General features: G+C 40.3%; 21 protein-coding genes. 10 read left to right on the forward strand and 11 right to left on the reverse strand.

Going from position 1 to position 23,143, the window contains the following annotated elements:
• Positions 1–19: 19 nt before the first annotated feature.
• The 3 genes from LV92_RS12215 to LV92_RS12225 all read left to right on the forward strand — a co-directional run bounded on the left by LV92_RS12215 (position 20) and on the right by LV92_RS12225 (position 3,656).
• A complete protein-coding gene (locus LV92_RS12215) occupies positions 20–499 on the forward strand; it encodes a GNAT family N-acetyltransferase (protein ID WP_111623925.1) in 480 nt (159 codons plus the stop codon).
• Positions 496–1,746 (forward strand): aspartate kinase, encoded by a 1,251-nt coding sequence (locus LV92_RS12220; RefSeq protein ID WP_111623926.1) that lies wholly within the window; start codon positions 496–498, stop codon positions 1,744–1,746. Before LV92_RS12215 ends, LV92_RS12220 begins: the two co-directional genes overlap by 4 nt.
• 86 nt (positions 1,747–1,832) lie before the next feature.
• Positions 1,833–3,656: a GNAT family N-acyltransferase gene (locus tag LV92_RS12225; protein ID WP_111623927.1), complete on the forward strand. Its 1,824-nt coding sequence runs from the start codon at positions 1,833–1,835 to the stop codon at positions 3,654–3,656.
• 41 nt (positions 3,657–3,697) lie between these two features.
• On the opposite strand, the gene LV92_RS12230 is transcribed toward LV92_RS12225, so the two are convergent.
• The 8 genes from LV92_RS12230 to LV92_RS12265 all read right to left on the reverse strand — a co-directional run bounded on the left by LV92_RS12230 (position 3,698) and on the right by LV92_RS12265 (position 10,862).
• The gene (locus tag LV92_RS12230) at positions 3,698–4,189 is read right to left on the reverse strand and encodes a GNAT family N-acetyltransferase (RefSeq protein WP_111623928.1); all 492 of its coding nucleotides are present in this window, start codon (positions 4,187–4,189) and stop codon (positions 3,698–3,700) included.
• Between the two features lie 129 nt (positions 4,190–4,318).
• Positions 4,319–4,819: a TM2 domain-containing protein gene (locus tag LV92_RS12235; RefSeq protein WP_111623929.1), complete on the reverse strand. Its 501-nt coding sequence runs from the start codon at positions 4,817–4,819 to the stop codon at positions 4,319–4,321.
• A 53-nt stretch (positions 4,820–4,872) separates the two neighbouring features.
• Positions 4,873–5,259, reverse strand: coding sequence for a VOC family protein (locus LV92_RS12240; protein ID WP_111623930.1), 387 nt, complete (start codon positions 5,257–5,259; stop codon positions 4,873–4,875).
• Positions 5,260–5,362: 103 nt separating this feature from the next.
• On the reverse strand, positions 5,363–6,301 hold the full coding sequence (locus LV92_RS12245) for a 2-hydroxyacid dehydrogenase (RefSeq protein WP_111623931.1): 939 nt from the start codon (positions 6,299–6,301) through the stop codon (positions 5,363–5,365).
• A gap of 169 nt (positions 6,302–6,470) precedes the next feature.
• The gene (gene mgtE / locus LV92_RS12250; protein ID WP_111623932.1) at positions 6,471–7,823 is read right to left on the reverse strand and encodes a magnesium transporter; all 1,353 of its coding nucleotides are present in this window, start codon (positions 7,821–7,823) and stop codon (positions 6,471–6,473) included.
• A complete protein-coding gene (gene rsmA, locus LV92_RS12255; RefSeq protein WP_111623933.1) occupies positions 7,810–8,682 on the reverse strand; it encodes a 16S rRNA (adenine(1518)-N(6)/adenine(1519)-N(6))-dimethyltransferase RsmA in 873 nt (290 codons plus the stop codon). The genes mgtE and rsmA overlap by 14 nt, the downstream gene beginning before the upstream one ends.
• Positions 8,683–8,698: 16 nt before the next feature.
• On the reverse strand, positions 8,699–9,010 hold the full coding sequence (locus LV92_RS12260; protein ID WP_111623934.1) for a DUF4286 family protein: 312 nt from the start codon (positions 9,008–9,010) through the stop codon (positions 8,699–8,701).
• 67 nt (positions 9,011–9,077) lie between these two features.
• The gene (locus LV92_RS12265) at positions 9,078–10,862 is read right to left on the reverse strand and encodes a tetratricopeptide repeat protein (protein WP_111624130.1); all 1,785 of its coding nucleotides are present in this window, start codon (positions 10,860–10,862) and stop codon (positions 9,078–9,080) included.
• A gap of 131 nt (positions 10,863–10,993) precedes the next feature.
• Here LV92_RS12265 and LV92_RS12270 point away from each other — a divergent pair, with 131 nt between their 5' ends.
• The 6 genes from LV92_RS12270 (at position 10,994) to LV92_RS12295 (ending at position 19,078) form a co-directional block, all read left to right on the forward strand.
• Positions 10,994–11,668: a response regulator transcription factor gene (locus tag LV92_RS12270; protein ID WP_111623935.1), complete on the forward strand. Its 675-nt coding sequence runs from the start codon at positions 10,994–10,996 to the stop codon at positions 11,666–11,668.
• 33 nt (positions 11,669–11,701) lie between these two features.
• Positions 11,702–12,958, forward strand: a complete 1,257-nt coding sequence (locus LV92_RS12275; protein WP_245946371.1) for a sensor histidine kinase — start codon at positions 11,702–11,704, stop codon at positions 12,956–12,958.
• A gap of 71 nt (positions 12,959–13,029) precedes the next feature.
• On the forward strand, positions 13,030–15,453 hold the full coding sequence (locus tag LV92_RS12280) for an outer membrane beta-barrel family protein (protein WP_111623937.1): 2,424 nt from the start codon (positions 13,030–13,032) through the stop codon (positions 15,451–15,453).
• An 83-nt stretch (positions 15,454–15,536) separates the two neighbouring features.
• Positions 15,537–17,513, forward strand: a complete 1,977-nt coding sequence (locus LV92_RS12285) for an LTA synthase family protein (RefSeq protein WP_111623938.1) — start codon at positions 15,537–15,539, stop codon at positions 17,511–17,513.
• Between the two features lie 5 nt (positions 17,514–17,518).
• Positions 17,519–18,424 (forward strand): diacylglycerol/lipid kinase family protein, encoded by a 906-nt coding sequence (locus tag LV92_RS12290; RefSeq protein WP_111623939.1) that lies wholly within the window; start codon positions 17,519–17,521, stop codon positions 18,422–18,424.
• Between the two features lie 141 nt (positions 18,425–18,565).
• Positions 18,566–19,078, forward strand: coding sequence for a phosphatase PAP2 family protein (locus LV92_RS12295; protein WP_245946372.1), 513 nt, complete (start codon positions 18,566–18,568; stop codon positions 19,076–19,078).
• Positions 19,079–19,089: 11 nt separating this feature from the next.
• On the opposite strand, the gene serS is transcribed toward LV92_RS12295, so the two are convergent.
• Entirely contained in the window at positions 19,090–20,361 is a 1,272-nt protein-coding gene (serS, locus tag LV92_RS12300; protein ID WP_111623941.1) for a serine--tRNA ligase, read from the reverse strand.
• Positions 20,362–20,450: 89 nt separating this feature from the next.
• Here serS and LV92_RS12305 point away from each other — a divergent pair, with 89 nt between their 5' ends.
• Positions 20,451–20,831, forward strand: a complete 381-nt coding sequence (locus LV92_RS12305) for a VOC family protein (protein ID WP_111623942.1) — start codon at positions 20,451–20,453, stop codon at positions 20,829–20,831.
• 24 nt (positions 20,832–20,855) lie between these two features.
• On the opposite strand, the gene LV92_RS12310 is transcribed toward LV92_RS12305, so the two are convergent.
• Positions 20,856–22,175: an HTTM domain-containing protein gene (locus LV92_RS12310; RefSeq protein WP_111623943.1), complete on the reverse strand. Its 1,320-nt coding sequence runs from the start codon at positions 22,173–22,175 to the stop codon at positions 20,856–20,858.
• Positions 22,176–23,102 (reverse strand): bifunctional riboflavin kinase/FAD synthetase, encoded by a 927-nt coding sequence (locus tag LV92_RS12315; RefSeq protein WP_111623944.1) that lies wholly within the window; start codon positions 23,100–23,102, stop codon positions 22,176–22,178.
• Positions 23,103–23,143 lie beyond the last annotated feature (41 nt).

Consider the following 23,143-nt stretch of genomic DNA (forward strand, 5'->3'; position numbering starts at 1 on the left):
TGTTTTATTTGTAACAATTATGAAATACATTATTCGAGATGCCGAAGCTAAGGACATGGCCCAGGTACATAAACTGATCAAGGAGTTGGCCGTTTTCGAAAAAGAGGACAATGCCGTAGAGGTTACGGTCGAGGATTTAAAAAGAGATGGATTTGGCACTGATAAATTGTTTCATTGCTATGTTGCGGAAGCTGGCGGGGATGTGGTAGGGATGGCCCTTTTGTACAGCAGGTACTCCACTTGGAAAGGCCCCATTATACACTTGGAAGATCTGATAGTTACCGAAGCTATGAGAGGTAGCGGTCTCGGTGCGGCCTTGTTGGCAAAAGTAGTGGAGCACGGATACCAACTTGGCGTTAAGCGTATTAGCTGGGAGGTCTTGGACTGGAACGAACCGGCCATTTCATTTTACGAAGGTAATGGCGCCAAAGTTTTAAGGGATTGGAATGTAGTTCATTTGGACGAAAAAGGAATAAAAACATTTTTAAATAAGTTATGAGGGTTTTTAAATTTGGAGGAGCATCGGTAAAAGATGCAAGCAGTGTAAAAAACGTTGTTAGGGTTTTAGAGGAAGTTGGTCACGACAACACCCTTTTGGTCGTTTCGGCCATGGGAAAGACGACCAATGCCATGGAAGATATTGTAAACGCCTATTTCAAGGATAAGTCCTTATTACCGGCAGCTGTGCATGAAGTTGTTCAATATCACAACAATATTCTGCACGACTTGTTTCCCAATGACCAGCATCCGGTTTTTACTAAGGTAAAAACACTTTTTGATGAAGTACAGGGGTTTTTAGTCTGGAACAAATCCCCCAAACACGGATTTGTTTATGATCAGGTTGTAGGATATGGCGAATTGGTTTCCACCACCATTCTAAGTGCCTATTTAAATGAAATTGGAATAGCCAATCAATGGCTGGACGTGCGCACTCTGATCAAGACCAACGATGATTATCGTGATGCCATTGTAAACTGGGAGAAAACACAAAAAAACGTTACTGAAAAAGTAGACAAGAGCAAGCTCAATATTACCCAAGGCTTTTTAGGTAGTGATGACAACAACTTTACCACTACTTTAGGACGAGAGGGTTCCGACTATACCGCGGCCATTTTAGCCTATTGTCTAAATGCAGAGGAGGTTACTATATGGAAGGATGTTCCAGGGGTTTTGAACGCGGATCCCAGATATTTTGAAAAAACGGAATTGTTGAACAAAATTTCATATCGCGAAGCCATTGAACTGGCCTTTTATGGGGCTTCCGTAATTCACCCAAAAACTTTGCAGCCTTTACAGAGAAAGGAAATACCATTACACGTAAAATCCTTCATCAACCCTAAGGATAAAGGTACCACAGTTGGAAAAGGCATAGGGATAGAGCCAAAGGTTCCCTGTTTTATTGTAAAAAAGAACCTGGTGCTAATGAAACTTTCTTCCCTGGATTTTTCTTTCATCGTGGAAGATAGTATTAGCGAACTATTTAAATTGTTGCACGATCATCAGATGAAAGTAGATCTGATCCAAAATTCCGCCATTAGTTTTTCTGTATGTGTTGATAATAAATTTGACAAATTACAGGAGCTTTTAAACCTATTAAAAAGCAGGTTCAAGGTAGTGCATCAGGAAGGCGTTTCCCTTTATACCATAAGGCATTTTGATACAGAAGCCTTAACAAGTCTACAAAATGGCAAGGAAATCCTGCTTGAACAACGCGGCAAGGAAACAGTGCAATTGGTAGTACAATAAGGAAATGAAATAATTTGTTGGAAACTATAAATAAGGTTAGCTGTAGCGATTTTCCTATCTTAGCGGTTACCAAATTACACTAAGGCATGGGTTTAGTAACCGCAAAGGAAGTAGCGCAGGCTATTAACTTGGATAAATACGGCTTTCTGGGAACGTTCATTGGATGGGTGCTTATGAAAGTAACCAAAATTTCCAGCATTAACCACTTTTACGACCAACACAAGCATTTGGACGGACTGGCCTTTTTGGATGCCATTTTGGACCATTACGAAATTAAATTCGAGATTCCCGAGGAAGATTTTAAACGTTTGCCCAAACAAGGTTGCTACATTACCATTTCCAATCATCCACTCGGCGGAATAGATGGCGTGCTCCTATTAAAATTACTATTACACCATAGATCCGATTTTAAGATAATCGCCAACTTCCTGTTGAACAGGATAGAACCTATGTCGCCCTATATACTGCCCGTAAATCCTTTTGAGACCCACAAGGATGCCAAGAGCAGTATTTCCGGGTTCAAGAGTGCCATGAAGCATTTACAGGAAGGCCACCCCTTGGGAATTTTTCCAGCCGGGGAAGTTTCTACCTATAGGGATGGAAAATTAATTGTGGACAAACCTTGGGAGGAAGCTGCCCTAAAACTAATACGACGGGCAGAGGTACCCGTGGTACCTATCTATTTTCACGCTAAAAACAGTAGGTTGTTTTATCGTCTATCCAAGATAAGCGACATATTCCGCACGGCCAAACTACCTTCTGAAGTAACCACTCAAAAGAACAGAATTATTAAGGTACGTATTGGGCAACCTATTTCCGTCCAAACCCAGAACGAACAGGAAAATTTAGCAGAATTTGCGGACCTTTTAAGGCGCAAGACTTATATGCTTTCCAATGCCTATGAGAAGGAAAGGCTATTGGACCAGATTCCAACCAGTTTAAAAATACCTAAAGCCCCAAGAAAAATAGCCACAGCCGTACGCACTGAAGTTATACAGGAGGAAATTGAACGTTTAAGGGAAAAAGACTGCAGGCTGTTGCAAAGCAAAAATTATGAGGTCTTTTTGGCCAAGGCTGGGGACATGCCCTTTATTTTAAAGGAAATAGGCAGACAGCGGGAAGTTACTTTTAGGGCCATAGGGGAAGGCACCAATAATGCTATTGATCTTGATAAGTTTGATAATTATTACCGACACCTCTTCCTATGGGACGACGAGGATAAAGTAATCGTTGGGGCCTACCGTATGGGTATGGGTTCGGAAATATTCGAAGAATACGGAATAGACGGGTTTTACTTGCAGGACCTATTTAGATTTGAGCCTGAACTTTACGGCATGATGTCCCAATCAATAGAAATGGGCAGGGCCTACATCATTAAGGAATATCAACAGAAACCAATGCCACTATTTCTTTTATGGAAAGGCATTGTTCATACTACCTTGCGATTCCCGGACCACAAATTTTTAATTGGAGGGGTAAGTATCAGTAATCAGTTTTCCAACTTTTCCAAGTCATTGATGATAGAGTTTATGAAAAGTAATTATTGGGATCCCTATGTGGCCCAATACATCAGGCCCAAAAAAGAATTTAAGGTGAAGCTAAACGATGCTGACAAAGACTTTATTTTTGATGAAACCGAAGCCGATCTTAACAAATTCGACAGGCTTATTGAAGAAGTGGAGCCAGGAAGTTTAAGACTACCCGTATTGATCAAAAAATATATTAAACAGAATGCCAAAGTAGTGGCCTTTAACGTGGACCCTTTATTCAATAACTCAGTGGATGGTTTAATGTACATTAAAATAGCCGACTTACCTGAAAGCACGGTAAAACCGGTTATGGAAGAGTTTCAGGCGGAATTGGAACGAAAATTGGCCGAGGGACAACAGGATGAAGGAAACCCAGCTTAAGGTTCTCTCCCTTAGGCAATCATTAAAGCGGCCGCACAGGCTTAATCCACGCCTACAACAGTACTTCTTCTCTCAAAAAGAAGATTATCCTTCCAGACATTATCCCGTTTGCCAACGCGCTCCCTTTTACCAATAAAACGGAACCCCATTTTGAGATGTAACTCCACACTCCCCTCATTTTCCGGAAATATTCCCGATTGCAGGGTCCATAGACCCGCTTTTTCACTTTCAACAATCAACTCCTGCATAAGCATTTTCCCTACACCTTGGCCTCTACTGCCCTGTCCTATATAAACACTCACCTCCGCCACTCCACCGTAAACACATCGGCTTGATACAGGAGAAAGAGCAGCCCAGCCCAAAATGCTATCCCCTTTGGCAGCCACCAATCTTCCTATCTGTAGATGACCTGCATCCCAAACCTCAAAGGAAGGGACCACTTTCTCGAAGGTAGCAAAACCAGTATCCATTCCCTGCTGGTATATTTGGGCTACCGATGGCCAATCGCTATTTTCCATTTTCCGAATCTCCATGAAAATACTTTTTAGAACAAACCTAAGTTGTATACAGACCCTTGGATTACCCTTTCAATTTATCGTAATATTACGATAAATATTGATAAAAATAAAGTCAGACCATAAAAATCTGACTTCATATTATTCTTAGAACCAAGGTTTCTTTCCTACCTGATAGGTATTGTAAAAATCCTCATCGCTTTTGGTAAGATAAATAATGCCTTCTATAACTCCAACTATAAATGTTGCCATAACAATAAAACTGCCAATTATAAAACACATAGTAGCGTAACCGACTACGGTTGCCACCAACATGATGATACCTTCTTTTTGATACCCAAGGATAAACTTATGGACGCCAAATTGCCCAAAAAGTATAGCCAGGACCCCTACCAATATCTTCTTATTTTCCCCTCCGGCACTCGCCAAACCTTCTTTAAATTCACTAGCTGACTTCTTGGCTTCCTCTTTAAAATCCTTGGCAGCTTCCTTAGTGTCTTCGGTAAATTCTTTGGCAGCCTCTTTGGTATCATCCGCAAATTCCTTTGCAGATTCCTTAGCTTCTTTGGCAAACTCTTTGGCAGATTCTTTGGCCCCTTTAGCAGCGTCTTTGGCCTTATCTCCTAAATCTTTATTTTCTTCTGACATGGTTGTATTTTAGTTGATTAATAATAGTACTAAATGTAATAATTATTTCTTAATCAAAGAAACGCTTTATCAATGGGTTCCCACAACTCCAGCTTGTTACCATCAGGGTCCAAAATCCAGCCGAATTTACCGTAATTGTACTCCTCGATTTCGCCTACAATGGTAACCCCTTCTTGCTCTAAAACTTTGAGGAGTTCTTCCAAATTTTCTACCCGGAAGTTCATCATAAAAGGGGATTCACTAGGCTTAAAATAATTGGTATCCTCTTTCATAGGGCTCCATTGGGTAGAGCAGTCCTGTCCTTCCTTGTCTTTCCACCAAAAAGTACAGCCAAATTGATCCGTATTAAGTCCTAGATGTTTATTGTACCATTGCTTAATTGCGTTGGGGTCTTTGGTCTTAAAGAAAAACCCACCCAATCCTGTAACTCTATTTTTCATGATCTTCTATTTTTGATACCTCAACTCCACTGGCAATTACCTGGAACAATAACAAAATGCCATTGTAGTTTAAAAGACCATTATCTGCGTTTACAGTCCTTGCTTAGCAGAATTTTTCCTTGATCTTGTCTACCACCGTCTGTGCTAATTTTATTTTACTCTCCACCGTCCATCCTGCCACGTGAGGAGTAAGCAGTACATTATTGGCCTTGATCAAATAGGTAAAGGCCTCTGGCAATTCTGACCCGCTGAACATATCTTCAAAAGATTTTTTTTCATATTCAAGTACATCCAAACCGGCACCGAGCACCTTGCCCTCTTTCATTGCAGAAACAAGGTCTTCCGTAACCACGCATTTCCCCCTTGCGGTGTTGATCAACCAAAGGGGATTCTTGAAATCTTTTAGAAAATCGGCATTGATCATATTAATGGTTGCAGGAGTTTGGGGTACGTGAAGACTAATAACTTGGGACCTTTGTTTAAATTCCATTATCCCAACCTGTCTGGCGTTCTCATCCCCTACACCACCAACAATGTCGTAGCATATAACTTCCACATCAAAGCCCTTTAATTTTTTGGCAAAGGCCTTGCCCATATTTCCATAGCCAATGATGCCTACCGTTTTGCCTTCCAGCTCTGTACCACGGTTACCTTCCCGGTCCCATTTCCCATTTCTTACCTCTATGTCCGCCTTGTTCAATTTATTAAAGAGCGACAATAGCATTCCCAGGGCGTGTTCCCCTACAGCATTGCGATTGCCTTCTGGGGCAGCCGCTAAAAAGATTCCCAGTTGCTTGGCATGATCGGTATCTATATTTTCCAAACCGGCACCTAAACGGCCAATAAACTTAAGGTTGACGGCCTTATCCAAAAAGGCCTCATCAATAGTGAACCTACTTCTGATGATGACGCCCTCATAATCCCCTATTTTCTTTTCAATTTCCTCCTTGGAGGAGGTATAATCTTCATCATTCTGAAACCCCAAGGCATTAAACTGTTCAATGATCAAGGGATGATTTACATCTAAATGGAGAACTTTCATAAACTAAATATTAAAAGACAAAGATACAAGTCCGCTTGGCTACTGGAAACAAGAAACCGGACTATTTTCAGGTTTAAATATAAAACTTTAGGACGTATTTGCACTAGGGATTGCAGCTGGCTACCGTGTAGCGCGGAAAGCCCGCCGCCGCCAAAGAAGGCGGAGTGCCCTAAATGCCCAAAATAACCTTGGCGATAGAAAAATATATCAAAATCCCGAAAATATCGTTGCTTGTGGTAATAAACGGTCCCGTAGCAATGGCGGGATCTATACCCCTTTTGTGCAGAAACAGCGGTATAAAGGTCCCTATAATCCCTGCCACCACCGTTACGGTGATCAAGGAAATGGAAATTGCCAGGGAGGTAAGAAAACTTCCTTTCCACAGCCAGGTAAAAAATAATAGTATGGACGCCAAAACGGTCCCATTTAACAAGGCTAGCAACATTTCCTTTATAAGTCTTCCACTAATACTTCCTTTTAGGTCGTCATTGGCCAATCCCTGCACCATAATAGCACTGGATTGCACCCCTACGTTCCCGGCCATGGCAGCTATTAGCGGGGTGAAAAAGAATAGCACTCCATAATCGCTCATCAGGGTCTCGAAGCCGCCCATGATAGCCGCAGCCCCTACACCTCCCAAAAGGCCCAAAAACAACCAGGGCAATCTGGCACGGGTCAGGTCCCAAATACTGTCGTCTGCCTCCACATCTTGGGAAATACCGGCAGCCAATTGATAATCCTTTTCTGCCTCTTCCCTAATAACATCCACAATATCGTCTATGGTAATACGGCCAACCAGCCTGCCAATTTCATCCACTACTGGAATGGCTTCCAAATCATATTTGGACATTATTTTGGCTACTTCCTCTGGTTTTTCATTTACGTTAACGGCATCTACCTTGGGAATATATACTTCACTGATATGGGTCTTGGTGGAGGTGGTAAGCAAATCCTTTAGGGAAAGTCGCCCTTTAAGTTTACCTTCATCATCTACCACATAAATGGAATGCACCCTAGTAACATTTTCCGCCTGTGCCCTCATTTCCTTTACGCAGGTAAGTACGTTCCAATTCTCATTGACTTTCACCAACTCCTTGGCCATTAATCCACCCGCCGAATTTTCATCATAGCGCAACAGGTCAACAATATGCTTGGCATGCTCCCTGTCCTCTAATTCGGAAATTACCTCCTGGACCATATTTTTTGGTAGTTCCCCAATGATGTCGGCGGCATCATCCGTATCCAACTCGTCCAATTCCCCGGCAATTTCCTTGGCAGAAAGATTGGCAAGAATAGCCTCCCTAACATCAACATCCAGCTCCGTAAGGGTTTCCGATGTTTTTTCGCTATCCAGAAGTTTAATTAGATAGGTGGCATGGTCCTCGTCCAATTCGTTGATGATCTCCGCCACATCCGCATAATGCACCTCAGCCAACAAGGCCGACAATTGCCCGTCCTGATGGCTGTCTATTAGCTGTTCTATTTCAGCTAAATATTCCTCGGTGAGTTTAAATGGTATCATTTGCTATCTTCTGTGTCAACGAAATGAAGTCCGCAACGCTTAATTGCTCCGGACGCAGGCCAAATATAGCATCTTCTCTGAGAACATCTGAAAGATTGAATGTTTTTAAACTGTTACGAATGGTCTTTCTGCGCTGGTTAAACGCTGCCTTGACCACCTGTTTGAACAATCTTTCATCTACGCCCAAATGAAAATTTTCCTTTCTGGTTAGTCGCAACACTCCGGACTGCACTTTAGGAGGCGGATCAAAAACTTGGGGCGAAACTGTAAATAAATATTCCGCATCATAAAATGCCTGTACCAAAACTGACAGTATCCCATATGCCTTGCTGCCTTCCTTTTCACATATCCTTTCGGCCACCTCTTTTTGGAACATTCCGCTGAATTCCGGAATCTGATCCTTAAATTCCAACATCTTAAAAACAATCTGGGTGGAAATGTTATAGGGAAAATTCCCGGTTATAGCGAATTGCTCTTCCCCAAAAAGGGTCCATAGATCAAACTTTAAAAAATCGGCCTCCAAAACCTTGAACTCCCCCTTGCGCTGCATTAAATTATTGTGCTCCAAAGGAAAGCTGTGATTAAGATAAATGATAGATTCCTCATCCAGATCCATAGCCACCAAATCGATATCCCTTTCCAACAAATATTTGGTGAGCACCCCGGTACCAGGCCCTATCTCTATAACATTGCGATATCCGTTCAACTTTAGTGTTTCCCCAATTTTTTGAGCAACGGCCTCATCTTTCAAAAAATGTTGGCCTAAATGTTTTTTTGCTTTTACCGGACTTTCCTCCTGCCAAGGTCTACTGAACTTTTCCTTCTTGGAATGAAAGGTTTTTTTCCCTTTTTTGCTCATAGCGCTGCGTATTTAATTAATGTTCGCTAATGATCGCCAACTCTGTCCTAAAGGCAACAAACTTGCCTGCAAAGAGTTCCATCACTTTTTTACGCAGTCTTTCTGCATCTTCGGCGTAATATTTTTGAAGGGTTTCTTTGGAATCGGTGGTATATTGAATGGAATAAGTAATTCCTCCCATCTCCTCCTCCACCAAAACCTGGGACATTAGAGCCTTGGTAAACTTTCCGGTTTCCAACATCTCGGGGATATGTATCTCCTTCATCCAGGACAGCCACTGTCCTTGGATCGATTCTTCAATATTCATGGTAACATTGTAAATATACATGCTTCGTCATTGCATTCCCAAACGGGAATATTTATATTCATTTATGGATGGGCCAGGGCATTAAACACTAATTAATACTGTCTCCCCGCAACATCCTAAAATTCCTTCTTGCCAGTGGAAAAAAATAACTATCCTGATAATTATAGATAATTTTCTCGTAATGCGCCTTGGCCTTTTCAGGCTGATCCAGGATGTTCCGATACAATTCCGCCAGGGCAAAATTGGCATCATCGGCCAAAATATCGTTGGCATAGAATTCCACTATTTTAAGGTAGTTAAATTCCGCCTTTTCATAATCCTTTAATTCGATTAAAATTTCGGCCTGTTTCAAAAGTGCCTCATCCTCAATTTTTTCCCCTTTATGATTTTGGAGTATGTCTTCCAATAGCTCCACTGCCTCCTTTTTTTTATTTTGATAGGCCAAAAAATCGGCACGGGCGTACTTCTTTAAAGCTGTTTGGGTAGAATCTTCCAAGGAGTTATCGGAAATTAACAGACTTAATTGCATGGCATCATTGGCAATCAATTGCGAGGTAGATCCCCGTAGTATCTTTAATTGCGTTAAAGCCCAATCGAAATCGCCTTTATAGAAACTAGTTTGCGCCACTTTAAAACGCGCATCCTGACCAAGGACATCATTTTTTAAATCTTTCTGGATCTGGGAAAAATAGATCAAGGCCTGATTAAACTGCCGATCATAGACCAAAATATCGCCCAAAGTACTTTTAATATAGGATTTGCTGTAATTATTTAGAGGCAGCTCCAAACTTTGACCTAATATCTTAATAGCGGGCTCGGGGTTATTCTTATTGAAGGTTAAAAATTTGGCGTAGGCTATCTGAAGCTGCAAGGTTTCCATTTCGTAACCGTAGACGCCCAATAATTCATCAAATTTCTTTTGGACCTTCTCCAGGACCTTATCATCGGCTTCCAACAAATCTATTTCAATAAGATTTAGCTGGGCATCCAGGGCCACTACGGCGTCTGCACTATTTTCGGATATATACATAAACACCTCTTTTGCCGTATCTACATCCTGTTCCTCCATGGCCATTTTTCCCAATCCTTGCAAACGTTGCAAAGAGGTCTCCCCGCCCCTTTTGTAAATAGCCTTTTCTTGGTTAAAGGCACTCTTAAATTGCTTTTGTTGAACAAAAAGCCAACTCAACAATTCGTTCCATAGTATATCCGGGCTTCTTTGCGCATTCTGAAGCAATACCTTTTTAAATTTAATGTTATTTGGGTTCTCCGCTTCCGAACTAATAAAATCGTTAATATTGCGCAGCACATTTGCCTGGGAAGCCTTGCCTTCACTTATTAATTTTAAATAGGATTCGTACATCTGCTCTATGTTGCCCTGCTCCCCATAGATCCTGGCTTTTTGAAAATTATAATCCAATCGGGGATTTAGCTCCATTGCGATGGAGTAAGCCTTTATGGCATAATCCAGCAAGGCATATTTCTGAAACCTATATCCAAGACCATAGCCAAAATTAGGGTTCTCGCTTATTTTTTGAAGCGCCGCATTGTAATACTCGGTCGCCTTTTCAGCTTGATCCTGTAAGGTATAATTGTACCCCAGCTCAATGAGCATAGTAGGATAAATATTTTGCTCGTTCACCGCCTTCAACAAGAATTCTTCGGCCTTATCATATTGTTCCAATTGCTGGTAACAGGCCACTAGACCTTCCCCATAATCTGTCCGCATCGGATTTTTGGCGACCAACTTTTCATAGAACACTACGGCCTTATCAAAAGCACCATCCTCAAAATACTGTTTCGCCAAAAAGTCTTCCTGGGAAAGCAACAGTTGGGAACAAGAAAAAATAAGTATGAATATAAGTAGTCGCAAAGATTCTTTTTTTTCAAAGATACATAGAATGTACAAAGTGGGTGTTAAGGCCAATATAAAGAATTTTAAGTAGGACAAACTTTAAATTCAGCTTAGATTTAAGGTGTAACTTTGTGTATTATTTTTTTTGGATGAAACTATTAATTGCAGAGGACGAAATTTCGTTACAACAATCCATTGTCACCTATTTGGAAAGGGATGGGAATGTTTGCGAATGTGCTTCCAATTATGAAGAGGCCATTTACAAAGTATCCCTATACGATTATGACGTAATTATCCTGGATGTTAATTTAGTCACCGGAAGCGGTCTGGAAGTCCTAAAGCAATTAAAAAAGGAAAAGAAAAAAGCGGGTGTAATCATTATTTCGGCCAATAATTCCTTGAACGATAAACTTGAAGGACTGGATTTGGGAGCAGATGATTACATAACCAAGCCTTTTCATTTGGCAGAGCTTAATTCGCGCATTAAAGCTGTTTTGAGAAGGGGCAAATTTGGCGGTGATGAAAACATTGTATTTAATGAAATAAGGGTAGATACAGGAGCAAAATCAGCCTATGTCCTGGACAAACCTTTGACCCTGACCCGCAAGGAATACGATTTATTGCTTTTCTTTATTACCAATAAAAACAGGATCCTCTCCAAAGAAATTATAGCAGAACATCTCTGGGGGGACAATAGCGATCTGGCAGATAATTTCGATTTTATATATGTCCATATCAACAACCTACGAAAAAAATTAACGTCTGAAGGCGCAAAATACATCAAGACAGCCTACGGAAGTGGTTATAAATTCACAGAAGAATAAAATTTGGCCAAAAAGAACATAAAAATACCTTTATTGCGAAAAGCGTCCAAATCATTTCTTTGGGCCAGCATGCTATTGATGGTCCTTAGTACCATTGCCCTATTCTTTTATGTACGATGGTTGCTTGAACAAGAAGTAGAAGAGGAATTGTTTTCAGCAGAAGCTAGAATAGAAAGTGCACTATCGGCAGGGCAACACCCCAGTTCTTTGGCCCCCATAATAGAGATTAATGAAGTAGACGAATTAAAAACACCTTTTACCAAGGATACGGTTATCTACGACCCTTCCCAAGATGAAATGGAATTGTTCCGGGAACTTTCTACCTATAAAAGAATCAACAATAAATCGTATAAGATATCTGTGCGCGTTCTTGTTGTGGAAACCAACCAAATTTTATGGGCCATAATTCTTTCCTATATAGTCATAATATTCCTGGTCTTTGTTTTCCAATTCTACCTTAACAAATCCAGTAACAAGAAAATATGGAATCCGTTCTTTCATAATTTGGAACAAATGAAAAAGTTTTCATTGTTGTCCAAGGAACCGATACAGCTATTGGACAGTGAAATCCTGGAGTTTTCCGAACTAAACAAAGAGATTGCCTTATTAACGGGCAAAGTCCGTGACGATTATGAAAACTTAAAGCAATATACAGAGGATGTTTCCCATGAACTACAGACCCCTCTGGCCATTATACAGGCCAAAATTGAAAATATAATTAACGACCAAACGGTAACGGAGGTACAATTTAACCAGTTGGCGTCCATACAAAAAGACATACAGCGACTAACACAATTAAATAAACGCTTGGCATTGTTGACCAAGTTGGAGAACCACCAATTCACGCACAGGGCGAATATTGATATCACCGATTTAATAGCCCAAATCATTTCCAATTTTAATGAGATTTCCACGATTAGCTTAACCTTCGAAAAAGCCAGTAACATCATGGCCAATATTGACCCCTATTTGGCGGAAATATTATGTAATAACATCATTTCCAATGCCATAAAACACAGCTCCCATAGAAAACCCATAAACATAGAAGCGAAAGACATGGTTCTTTCCGTCTACAATTACGGCCCCACTCCCATTGTCAATCCGCAATATCTTTTTACAAGGTTTTACAGGGAAAACAAGGAATTTAAATCGACCGGACTGGGTCTTGCCATAGTTAAGAAAATATGTGAACTTTACGGTTACGAAATTACTTACGCCTACATAAACGAGCATCACTGTTTTTCTATAGATTTTGGCTCCACCAAGTCTACAAGGAAATTGTCGAGCTAAGTTATCGGGCTTTAAATTCTCTTTAGATTGCTCCCTTACTTTTCGGGCAAAATTGAATTCTGACTACCAAAATGAACAAGAATATCACCTTCTTACTAACATTTATACTTTTCAGCCTTTCTATGGTTTCCGCCCAAAAATCCATTAGTATCACCGGGCAATTGCTAGACGCCTCCACCAATGAACCGATGCCTTTTGCCAATGTAGCTGTTAACCAGTTTCCGGATAATTCTTTGGTAACCGGAGGTATAACGGAAGAAGATGGAAAATTTTTTATTGAAAATATCCCTGTAGGCACCTACACCATTTATTTTACCTACATAGGATTTGCCTCCACCTCACAAAAAATTACCACCAGTGGTCTTAACACCGTTTTCGATCTAGGTCGGATAGAATTATCCCCGGACGCCGAAATGCTGAATGAAATAGAAGTAACGGGAAAACAGGCAACCACCAATTCTGAATTGAATAAAAAATCCTTTAATCTAAGCGATAATATTGCCCAATCTGGGGGCTCTGTCCTGGATGCTATGAAAACTATGCCCGGGGTAACCTTTGATCAGGACGGAAAGGTAATACTTCGGGGAAGTGACAAGGTAGTTATTTTAATAGACGGAAAACAATCCAGTCTCACAGGATTTGGCAATCAGAAGGGATTGGGCAATATCCCCGCGGCCAATATTGAAAAAATAGAGATAATTAATAATCCATCGGCCAAATATGACGCCAATGGTTTCGCTGGAATCGTAAATATCATTTATAAAAAGGAAAAAAAGACAGGATTTAATGGCGATGCCGGACTCTCCTTTGGTTTGGGGGCTTTGGGCAAAAAGAAGGAAGATACCAGAACCGATCTTGGGTCCTACTCCCTTAACCCCAAACTTATTCCCAGTCTAAATTTCAATTACAAGGCCAATAAATTGAACTATTTTTTACTGTCGGAATTTATTTTGCAGGAGGCCCTACCGAATAACGAATTTACCACGAGACACTATGACGACGGTAAAAATACCTTATCACAGGTGCCGGAAAACCGCAGGCAGTTCCGCGCCATTATAAATGGGGGCATAGACTGGGAATTAAATAACAATGATGCCATTACGGTTTCAGGTATGTACGACCGTGAAAAGCATATAGACACTTCACAGGTTGCCTTTATAAATTTGAACACCAATAGCCGGGAAAGGTATTACAATTGGCAGGAGGAAGAAGTTACAAGTTATATAAATGTGGCTGTAAATTACAAGCATAAATTTTCGAAGATAGGCCACACCCTTAGCGCAAATGCCCAATATACAAGGGGACTGGAAGATGAAAGCTATTTCCTGAACGACAGTTCTGCCATAAGGGTCGGACGGGATGCTACCAATATTTTGGCCATTGAGCATACAACCAGCCTATCTGCAGACTACTCCAGAGCCCTTAAGCATGGGAAAATAGAATTGGGATCCAAAGTAAGAATTAGAAGGTTGCCGGTAGAGTACACTATAACTCCGGGAAACAATAGTATTATATATCCCGATATGGGTACCTATTCCGACTGGGGCGAAAACCTCTACGCCCTTTATACCAACTATTTGCTTGAGAAAGAAAAATTTGACATAGAAGCAGGCCTGCGAGCAGAACATACCGATGTATTTTATGACATAGATCCGGCTAACAACTATTACCAGAACAACGACGCCTACAATTATTTTGAACTTTTCCCCAGTTTGCGCTTCACCTATAAATTAAATGATTACAATAGGCTATCCATGTTTTACAATAGACGGGTAGACAGACCAGGCGAACCCGAACTGCGTATTTTTCCCAAATATGATGATCCGGAACTCTTAAAAGTGGGCAATCCGTATTTACGCCCGCAATTTACGGACGCCGTGGAGGTTGCACATAAATACAGCTGGGGGACCGGTTCCCTTTTTTCTGCCCTTTATCACAGAATGATAAAAGATCAATATATGCGTATTTTTAGCATAGACGATTCCAATCCTGACTATGATATTGTAAACAAAATATATCAGAATACAGGTAATGCTACCAATACCGGTATTGAATTACTGATGAGTCAGGATATTACCAGAAATTGGAAACTATCCGCAAGTATAAATTGGTATGTAAACAGCATAGACAATTATACCGGCACTTTGTTATTCCCTTATGTACGGCCATTCTATATTGAAAAATCATCCGATAATGCTGGCGATTTTAAAATTAATAATGAATTTACCCTGCCCAAAAACTGGGCACTGCAGCTTACGGGTCTTTATTACTCGGACAAGAATATTCCCCAAGGCAAACAACTATCTCGATCCTCGATTGATGCCGGTATAAAGAAAATAGTTTGGGATGGCCATGGAGAGTTTACCCTCTCCGCCTCGGACATTTTTAACACCTTTGGCCTGCGGCAAGAAGTTGTAAGTGACGGCTTTACCGCTATGTATGAAAACTATTTTGAAACGCAGATAATAAGGGCCGGATTTAAGTATAAGTTTTAACTGGTGCAAAGACCCAAGTCCTTGATACTTTAAAATTTCTTTAGAATGTTATCCTAATATTGATTTATAATTATACATTTAAAATGTGGCAAAAACTTTTCCCCGACCGATTTGCACTGCTAAAAACCTTTATCTGCATTTTCCTAATACTGTCCTTCTTAGTTAGGACCGTATTTTTATTTTGGAGCTTTGGGGAAATTGACACCTCGATCACAACACTACTCTCCACCTTTGGTATCGGGTTTTTATTCGATGTAGGCACTGTTTCCTTCTTTGCTCTGCCCTACTCTTTATATTTACTGCTGATGCCCCAAAAATTTTACGGAAGTATCGTAGACAAATCAATCACCTATTTTGCTTATACCATAGGCCTAATAATATTCCTGTTTTCGTTCTTTGCAGAAATCACTTTTTGGGACGAATTTAAAAATAGGTTCAATTTTATTGCGGTAGATTATTTGGTCTATTCCTACGAGGTGGTCAAAAATATAAACGAATCCTACCCCATCCCCTATTTGGTCGGCCTGATTTTAATCGCAGTTGGGGTATTGATATTTATTACCTACAAAAAAGCGGCATTCAACAAAACATTTAAAAGCACCACCCCCTTTAAAGCCAAGTTATTACCCTTCCTTGCCGTTATATTTATTGCTATTATTTCTGGATTATTTATTAAGAACAAACAGGCAGAACAGTTTGCCAACAGGTACAACAACGAATTGTCCAAGGCCGGAATCTATTCCTTTTTTGCCGCCTTCAGGAACAACGAACTTTCTTTCGACGATTTTTATAAGACTATAAATACCGATAAGGCTTTTGATCTGGTGAAAGCATCCTACAAAAATGAAAAGGCAACTTTCCTAAAACCAAAAGACCATTCCATACTTAGAACAATTCAAAATACAGATTCATTAGCCAAGTCCATTAAGCCGAACATTATTTTCATTTGTATAGAAAGCTTGAGCGGCAAATATTTGAACACCCTTGGTGGCGATTACAACATTACCCCGACCCTGGACAGTTTGGCATCTAACGGCATATTTTTCACCAATCTGTATGCCACTGGAACAAGAACAGTCCGTGGTATGGAAGCCATAACCCTATCCATTCCTCCTACACAGGGAAGAAGTATTGTGAAAAGAACAGACAATATAGGACTATTTACTATTGGGGAAGTATTTAAAAACATGGGGTATAGCCGTAATTTCTTTTACGGGGGAGATGGTTATTTCGATAATATGAACACCTACTTTGGTGGCAACGGATTTAATATCGTAGACCGTGGCAGAGGTTTTCTACTGGACAAGGAAATAAAAACCACAAGAACCAACATTGAGGATGACGAAGTAACATTTGAAAATGCTTGGGGCGTATGTGATGAGGACATTTATAGAAAGGTGATAAAGGAAGCCGATATGGCCCACGAAAACAACAAACCCTTTTTCGATTTTGTGATGACCACCTCCAATCACAAACCTTACACTTATCCTGAAGGCTCAATAGATATCCCCTCTGGGACCAGCAGACAAGGGGCAGTAAAGTATACCGATTATGCTATAGCCCAATTCTTGAAAATTGCCAAGACAAGGCCATGGTTTAAGAACACTGTTCTGGTTATTATGAGCGATCATTGTGCCAGCAGTGCCGGAAGAGGGGAACTGGATATCAACAATTACCACATCCCGGCCATGATTTGCAATTTTCAGGATACTGCACCGCAAAAAATAAATAAGCTTTGTTCCCAAATAGATATGTTTCCCACGGTATTTTCGTTATTAAACTGGGATTACACCAGTAATTTGTTCGGAAAAAATATCTTTACCATGAAACAGGAGGACGAAAGGGCGTTTATTGGCAATTACAGGAAATTGGGCCTTTTAAAAGGAAATAAAGTAATGGTTTTGGGAGATCAAAAGAAGTTTAACTTTTACGAATGGAATTCCACCAATAATAACCTAACCCTAATTCCTACAGACAAAAATTATTTGGACACCACCATAGCATTTTACCAGGCAGCCAATTATTTGTACGCCCACAACGGGCTAAAGACACAGCAATAAATATTTTGAGAAATATTCATTTTATAATCAATCCAAAAGCCGGTTCCGGTAACAATTTTTTGGAAAAGGAATTCCTTAGATCTTACTTTAAGGAAACTGAATATCTCCTTTCCGTTAAATACTCCAAATATAAAAAACAGGCTATTTCACTTACCAAAGATTCCATCAAAGAAGGTGCCCAAACCATTGTAGCTTGTGGAGGGGACGGTACCATCAATGAGGTTGCCTCTTGTCTGGTTGGCACAAATATAATGCTGGGAATTATTCCTATAGGATCGGGAAACGGACTGGCCTCCAATCTTATGATTCCCTCAATAATTGAAAAAGCTATTGAAATAATTAAAAAGAACGATATAGTAACTATAGATGTTGGAAAAGTAAATGAATCCTATTTTTTCAGTAATACGGGAATGGGTTTCGATGCCAATGTCATAAAAAACTATGAAGCTTTAAAAAAGAGAACCCTAATTGGGTACCTAAAGGCCTCCCTTAGATCCTTTAACGAGTTTAAAAAAGGACGGGAAGTAAGAATATCCATAGATGAGGACCATACCATATATAACCCATTTTTAGTATTCGTTTCCAACTCCAATGAACTGGGATTCAACATTAGTTTAACCCCGAAAGCCTCTTTAATGGATGGCCAGTTGGACGTACTAATAGTTCCCGAACTAAGTAAATTAAAAATGTTGTTGTTCGGCGCATTAATGTTGGTCCGTAAGTACCATTGGCTAAAGGAGATCAAAACCTATCAAACCAAAACATTACAAATTTACAGGAATGACGGGTTATTTTTGGATTCGCAAATAGATGGGGAATTCCACAAAATGGAAGACAAACATATTAATATTTCCATATTGGAAAAATCCTTGGACATTCTTGCCCCTAAGAACATTGAACTCCGGCTTTAGTTTATCCTTAGATTCATTCATTTAATTTGGTTATTTGGTATGCCAAGAAAATCCCATTCTTTTTAACGCTCATAAAACATGGCTTCCAACTTAAGTCGGGGAATATTAAAACTCCATCACCATTTCAAAACCCTGTTATTTTTGCTGGCAATACTATTCAGCACTTTGCTGAAGGCCCAGGACAAAACAATTACTACATTGGGGGATGTTTTAATATTTACCATGCCCGCCACGGCCTTGGGCTCTTCTATAATCATCGGAGATCAAAAGGGAACATGGCAATTTACCAAGGGGTTCCTCTTGAACCAGGCACTGACCATTGGTTTAAAAACAGCCATAGATAAGCCCAGACCAGATTTAAGCAATAATTCCTCCTTTCCCTCAGGCCATACCTCCATCACTTTTCAAAGTGCAGCTTTCATCCAAAAACGCTATGGTTGGAAATATGGTGCTGCAGCCTATGCGCTGGCCGGTTTTACCGGTTATTCCAGAATACAGGCCGATAAACACGATGGTTGGGATGTTTTGGCAGGAGCCATAATTGGGGTGGGAAGCTCGTATATTTTCACTACCCCATATCAAAAGGAACATATGGAAATCACCTTTAACAGTAATGATGGCCACTATCTACTAGGCTGTAAATACAAATTTTAATACGGCTAGTTTTAGCTGATTTTATCAAAACCCGTATAAGGGACAAGGACTTCGGGAATTTGGATTCCATCCTCTGTCTGATAATTTTCCAATATTCCGGCCAATACCCTGGGCAAGGCCAATGAGCTACCATTTAAGGTATGTGCCAATTGACTTTTTCCATTTTCGTCCTTATAGCGCAATTTTAATCTATTGGCCTGGAAGGTTTCAAAATTGGAGACCGAACTAATTTCCAACCAGCGATCTTGGGCCGTTGAAAAGACCTCAAAATCATAGGTAAGGGCAGAAGTAAAGCCCAAATCCCCTCCACAAAGACGCAAGATCCTGTAGGGCAATTTTAGTTCCCTAAGTATATTTTTCACATGCTCTACCATACCATCCAAGGCTTCGTATGATTTAGCGGGATGCTCTACTCGTACAATTTCTACCTTGTCAAATTGATGCAAGCGGTTCAGTCCGCGCACATGGGCACCGTAACTCCCGGCCTCCCTCCTAAAACAAGGAGTATATGCCGTGTGGGTAATGGGAAAATCGGCCTCGTTTAGAATAACATCCCTAAAAATATTGGTTACCGGCACCTCGGCCGTTGGAATCAGATAAAGATCATCCTCGCCTACGTGATACATTTGTCCCTCTTTATCGGGCAACTGGCCCGTACCATAACCTGATGCCTCATTTACCAAATGGGGCACTTGAATTTCATTATATCCAGCAGCTGCATTCCTATCCAAAAAGTAGGAAATAAGGGCTCTTTGCAATCGGGCACCTTTTCCCTTGTACACCGGAAATCCGGCGCCAGCAATCTTTACTCCCAGTTCAAAATCAATAATATCATATTTCTTTGCCAATTCCCAATGTGGCAGCGCACCCTCTTTTAGGGTTGGGATATCCCCTTCCCTGAAGACCTCTTCATTATCCTCCTCCGTGCTACCTGCCGGAACTGACGTATGCGGAACATTTGGAATTTGGTACAGTAAATTTTGAAGATCGGTTGAGGTTGCGGTCAAGGCCTCGTTCAATTCCTTGGACTCCTCCTTTAGACTACCGGTCCTTTCCTTTAAAACGTTGGCTTCCGCTGCCTTTCCGCTTTTATAAAGATTACCGATTTCCTTTGAAATACTATTGGATTCGGCAAGTGTATTATCCAGGAGTGTCTGCAGGGATCGTCGCTTTTCATCCAATTGAAGTACGTTCTCAATTAGTGGAAGGGCCTCAATATTACGCTTTTTTAAAGCCTCAACAATTTGTTCCTTATCCTCACGGATAGCCTGTAACTGCAACATTTTTTTTGATTTTTATCGTGCAAATTTAACCTAATCTTCGGATTTTCGGCATAAATTTAGCCTAGATATAAAACGTAAATCTGAAAAATATGGTTTTTGAACACATCGCCTTAAACGTAAAAAACATCAAGGACATTAAGGATTGGTATGTTGCCAATGTGGGGTTGAAGGTAGTAAGCGAGCAAACGGAGGCTCCCTTCATGACTTTTTTTGCAGATTCATCCGGACGAGTAATTTTGGAACTATACTATAGATCAGACGAAGAAATTACAGATTTTAAAACAAAACATCCACTCACTTTTCATATGGCATTTGTTTCCCAAAACGCCGTAACTGATAAAATTAGGCTATTGGATAAAGGCGCCAGTTTTGTTGAGGAAATAACTAAGGAAGACGGCAGCCATTTGGTAATGCTCCGTGACCCATGGGGCATGCCTTTGCAACTTTGCCAGAGGACCAAACCGTTTTAGAAAACCTAGAATATTCCTATTCCTCTAATTTTTGGATGGGGAAGGCAAGATCCAATTGTTATGCTCAAAATAATTCCAGGACACACTGCCAAGGTCTATTTTTGGGTCAATAAATTCTTGGTATGGTTTTCCATTTACGCTCACCCTGGAATTTACAAAAACCGAGATATCCTCCCCCTTTTCAGCGTATTCCCTTTTTAAGCGTTGGGCAAACTGCCACATAAAATCCGGATAGGATTTAATTTTACTTTTCTGTCCCCTTGATAGATAATCGTCCAAATTTACCAGATAAGAATTTCCGCTGGTATGGTTCACTATTTTAAATGTTGTAATCCCGGTACGGCTCCTCAACATCATTCTCCAACTCATCCTATGCCCCTCTTCTGTCCATAAAACATCGTCTTTTATAAAATGATGACGTATCGGCAGGGCCAATTGGATCAAAAAATAAAGGGACAAAATTCCCAAAACCAATTCTCTTCGGGGAGGCACAACAAGAGAGTCCCCTTGGTAAGGTGCCTTTTTTTTAAAAAACAACCTCCGAATGGTTTCCGGTTCAAAAAAGAATACCGTAAAAGCCAAGGCCAAATAGGGAAAGATGCCTATCTGAAAAACAATTGAATTAAATAAGTGAAAAAACAGGGAAGCTACAAAAGCCCATTTTCTAGTAGGCTTCCACAAGAGGGCCGGCACAATAAGCAAATCGAACAGAATACCTGAAATACCTACCACCCTATGAACCAATGGTTCTTGAAGTAGTCCGCCAATGATGGGATAGGACTTTTTATTTTTAAAAAGAATCTCTATAATACTGAAATCCACCCAATCCCCATACAACTTGGCCACAGAGGCATAGGTATATACAATAAACAACTGTAAAATAATTATCCAATTTAAATAAGCGGACATATGATTGGTCCTTATGGAAGGATTTCTCCTGGCATCCAATGAATAATACCTGTTTGCCGGCATAAAAGCCATTATCAACGCAATCAATATCAGCAGGTAATAATGATTGTTGTACGCTGTTTTTTGCATAAGGTAAACGCCGGTCCAGAGCAAGGTAAAGGCCGCAGCGCTCAATCGGTATCTATATCCCAAGGCAATAAAAATCCCTAAGGTGCCCATTGCAATAAAGTACAAATACATACCTATTCCGGGCAAAGGCTGCAACCAATCGAAACCAATAAAATTAAAGGTAAATTGAGGATCTATCAGATTTTTTTTGACCCAACCTGTTGCAATGGCCCCATAGCATTCAAGGCTTATCAGAATGCCAAAAAATATCCTGAAAATTAGGAGCGGACTATTATCGATTTGCTTGAAAAGAAACCGATCCAACATTTACTTGGAGATTATGGAAAGGGAAGTCTCCCGATCTTTTTTCAATTGCGTCTTGAGGCCTTCCAGGGAATTGAATTTTTTTTCATCCCTTATGCGATCAATTATATCGATCTGAATTTTTTTCCCGTAAAGATCCTGATCAAAATCGAAGAAATTAATTTCGATACTTTTTGTCTTGCCATCCACGGTAGGGTTAAAACCTATGTTCATCATTCCATATACAGTTTTGTTGCCCAATACACTGCTCACCACATAGACGCCGTTCTTAGGTATTAGCTTATATTCTTCGGGAATGGATAAATTGGCAGTTGGAAAGTTTAATTTTCTACCTAATCCTTTTCCTTTTACAATACTCCCTGTTAGCATATAATTATATCCCAAATACATATTGGCCGTTTTCATGTCCCCCTCTTCCAAGGCCTTCCTGATTTTTGTGGAACTAACCGAAACGTCATCCACTTCTTGGGCAGATATCTCTTCCACCTCAAAATCCAAGGCATTCCCGAACGCCATTAAATCGTTTATATTGGCATTCCTATTTCTGCCAAATCTATGATCGTAACCAATAATGATTTTTTTGGTCTTTAAATCATTGACCAATATATCCCTGACGAACTGTGTTGCCGACAAGCGGGAAAATTCTTTGGTGAACGGGTGTACAATTAAATAATCGATACCCAATTCCTCCAAAATTTTAATCTTTTCATCAATGGTATTCAAAAGCTTGATAGAGACATCTTTTTGAAGCACCATTCTAGGATGGGGGAAAAAAGTAAGTACCGTAGATTTCAACTCCAGCACTTTGGCACTATTTATGAGACGTTCCAATATTTTACGGTGACCAATATGCACCCCATCAAAAGTGCCAATGGTAATGGCAGTAGGGTGCGCTTTATCGTAATTGGAGATGCTTTGAACTGTTATCACAAATTCGAATAATAAAAAAACTTATCTTTGAGTTTGTACAA

The organism is Arenibacter echinorum (assembly GCF_003259375.1).
Lineage (GTDB): Bacteria > Bacteroidota > Bacteroidia > Flavobacteriales > Flavobacteriaceae > Arenibacter > Arenibacter echinorum.

Coding starts and splice junctions, on each gene's coding strand:
- LV92_RS12215 (WP_111623925.1), top strand. CDS start 20: ATGAAATACATTATTCGAGATGCCGAAGCTAAGGACATGGCCCAGGTA.
- LV92_RS12220 (WP_111623926.1), top strand. CDS start 496: ATGAGGGTTTTTAAATTTGGAGGAGCATCGGTAAAAGATGCAAGCAGT.
- LV92_RS12225 (WP_111623927.1), top strand. CDS start 1,833: ATGGGTTTAGTAACCGCAAAGGAAGTAGCGCAGGCTATTAACTTGGAT.
- LV92_RS12230 (WP_111623928.1), bottom strand. CDS start 4,189: ATGGAGATTCGGAAAATGGAAAATAGCGATTGGCCATCGGTAGCCCAA.
- LV92_RS12235 (WP_111623929.1), bottom strand. CDS start 4,819: ATGTCAGAAGAAAATAAAGATTTAGGAGATAAGGCCAAAGACGCTGCT.
- LV92_RS12240 (WP_111623930.1), bottom strand. CDS start 5,259: ATGAAAAATAGAGTTACAGGATTGGGTGGGTTTTTCTTTAAGACCAAA.
- LV92_RS12245 (WP_111623931.1), bottom strand. CDS start 6,301: ATGAAAGTTCTCCATTTAGATGTAAATCATCCCTTGATCATTGAACAG.
- mgtE (WP_111623932.1), bottom strand. CDS start 7,823: ATGATACCATTTAAACTCACCGAGGAATATTTAGCTGAAATAGAACAG.
- rsmA (WP_111623933.1), bottom strand. CDS start 8,682: ATGAGCAAAAAAGGGAAAAAAACCTTTCATTCCAAGAAGGAAAAGTTC.
- LV92_RS12260 (WP_111623934.1), bottom strand. CDS start 9,010: ATGTATATTTACAATGTTACCATGAATATTGAAGAATCGATCCAAGGA.
- LV92_RS12270 (WP_111623935.1), top strand. CDS start 10,994: ATGAAACTATTAATTGCAGAGGACGAAATTTCGTTACAACAATCCATT.
- LV92_RS12280 (WP_111623937.1), top strand. CDS start 13,030: ATGAACAAGAATATCACCTTCTTACTAACATTTATACTTTTCAGCCTT.
- LV92_RS12285 (WP_111623938.1), top strand. CDS start 15,537: ATGTGGCAAAAACTTTTCCCCGACCGATTTGCACTGCTAAAAACCTTT.
- serS (WP_111623941.1), bottom strand. CDS start 20,361: ATGTTGCAGTTACAGGCTATCCGTGAGGATAAGGAACAAATTGTTGAG.
- LV92_RS12305 (WP_111623942.1), top strand. CDS start 20,451: ATGGTTTTTGAACACATCGCCTTAAACGTAAAAAACATCAAGGACATT.
- LV92_RS12310 (WP_111623943.1), bottom strand. CDS start 22,175: ATGTTGGATCGGTTTCTTTTCAAGCAAATCGATAATAGTCCGCTCCTA.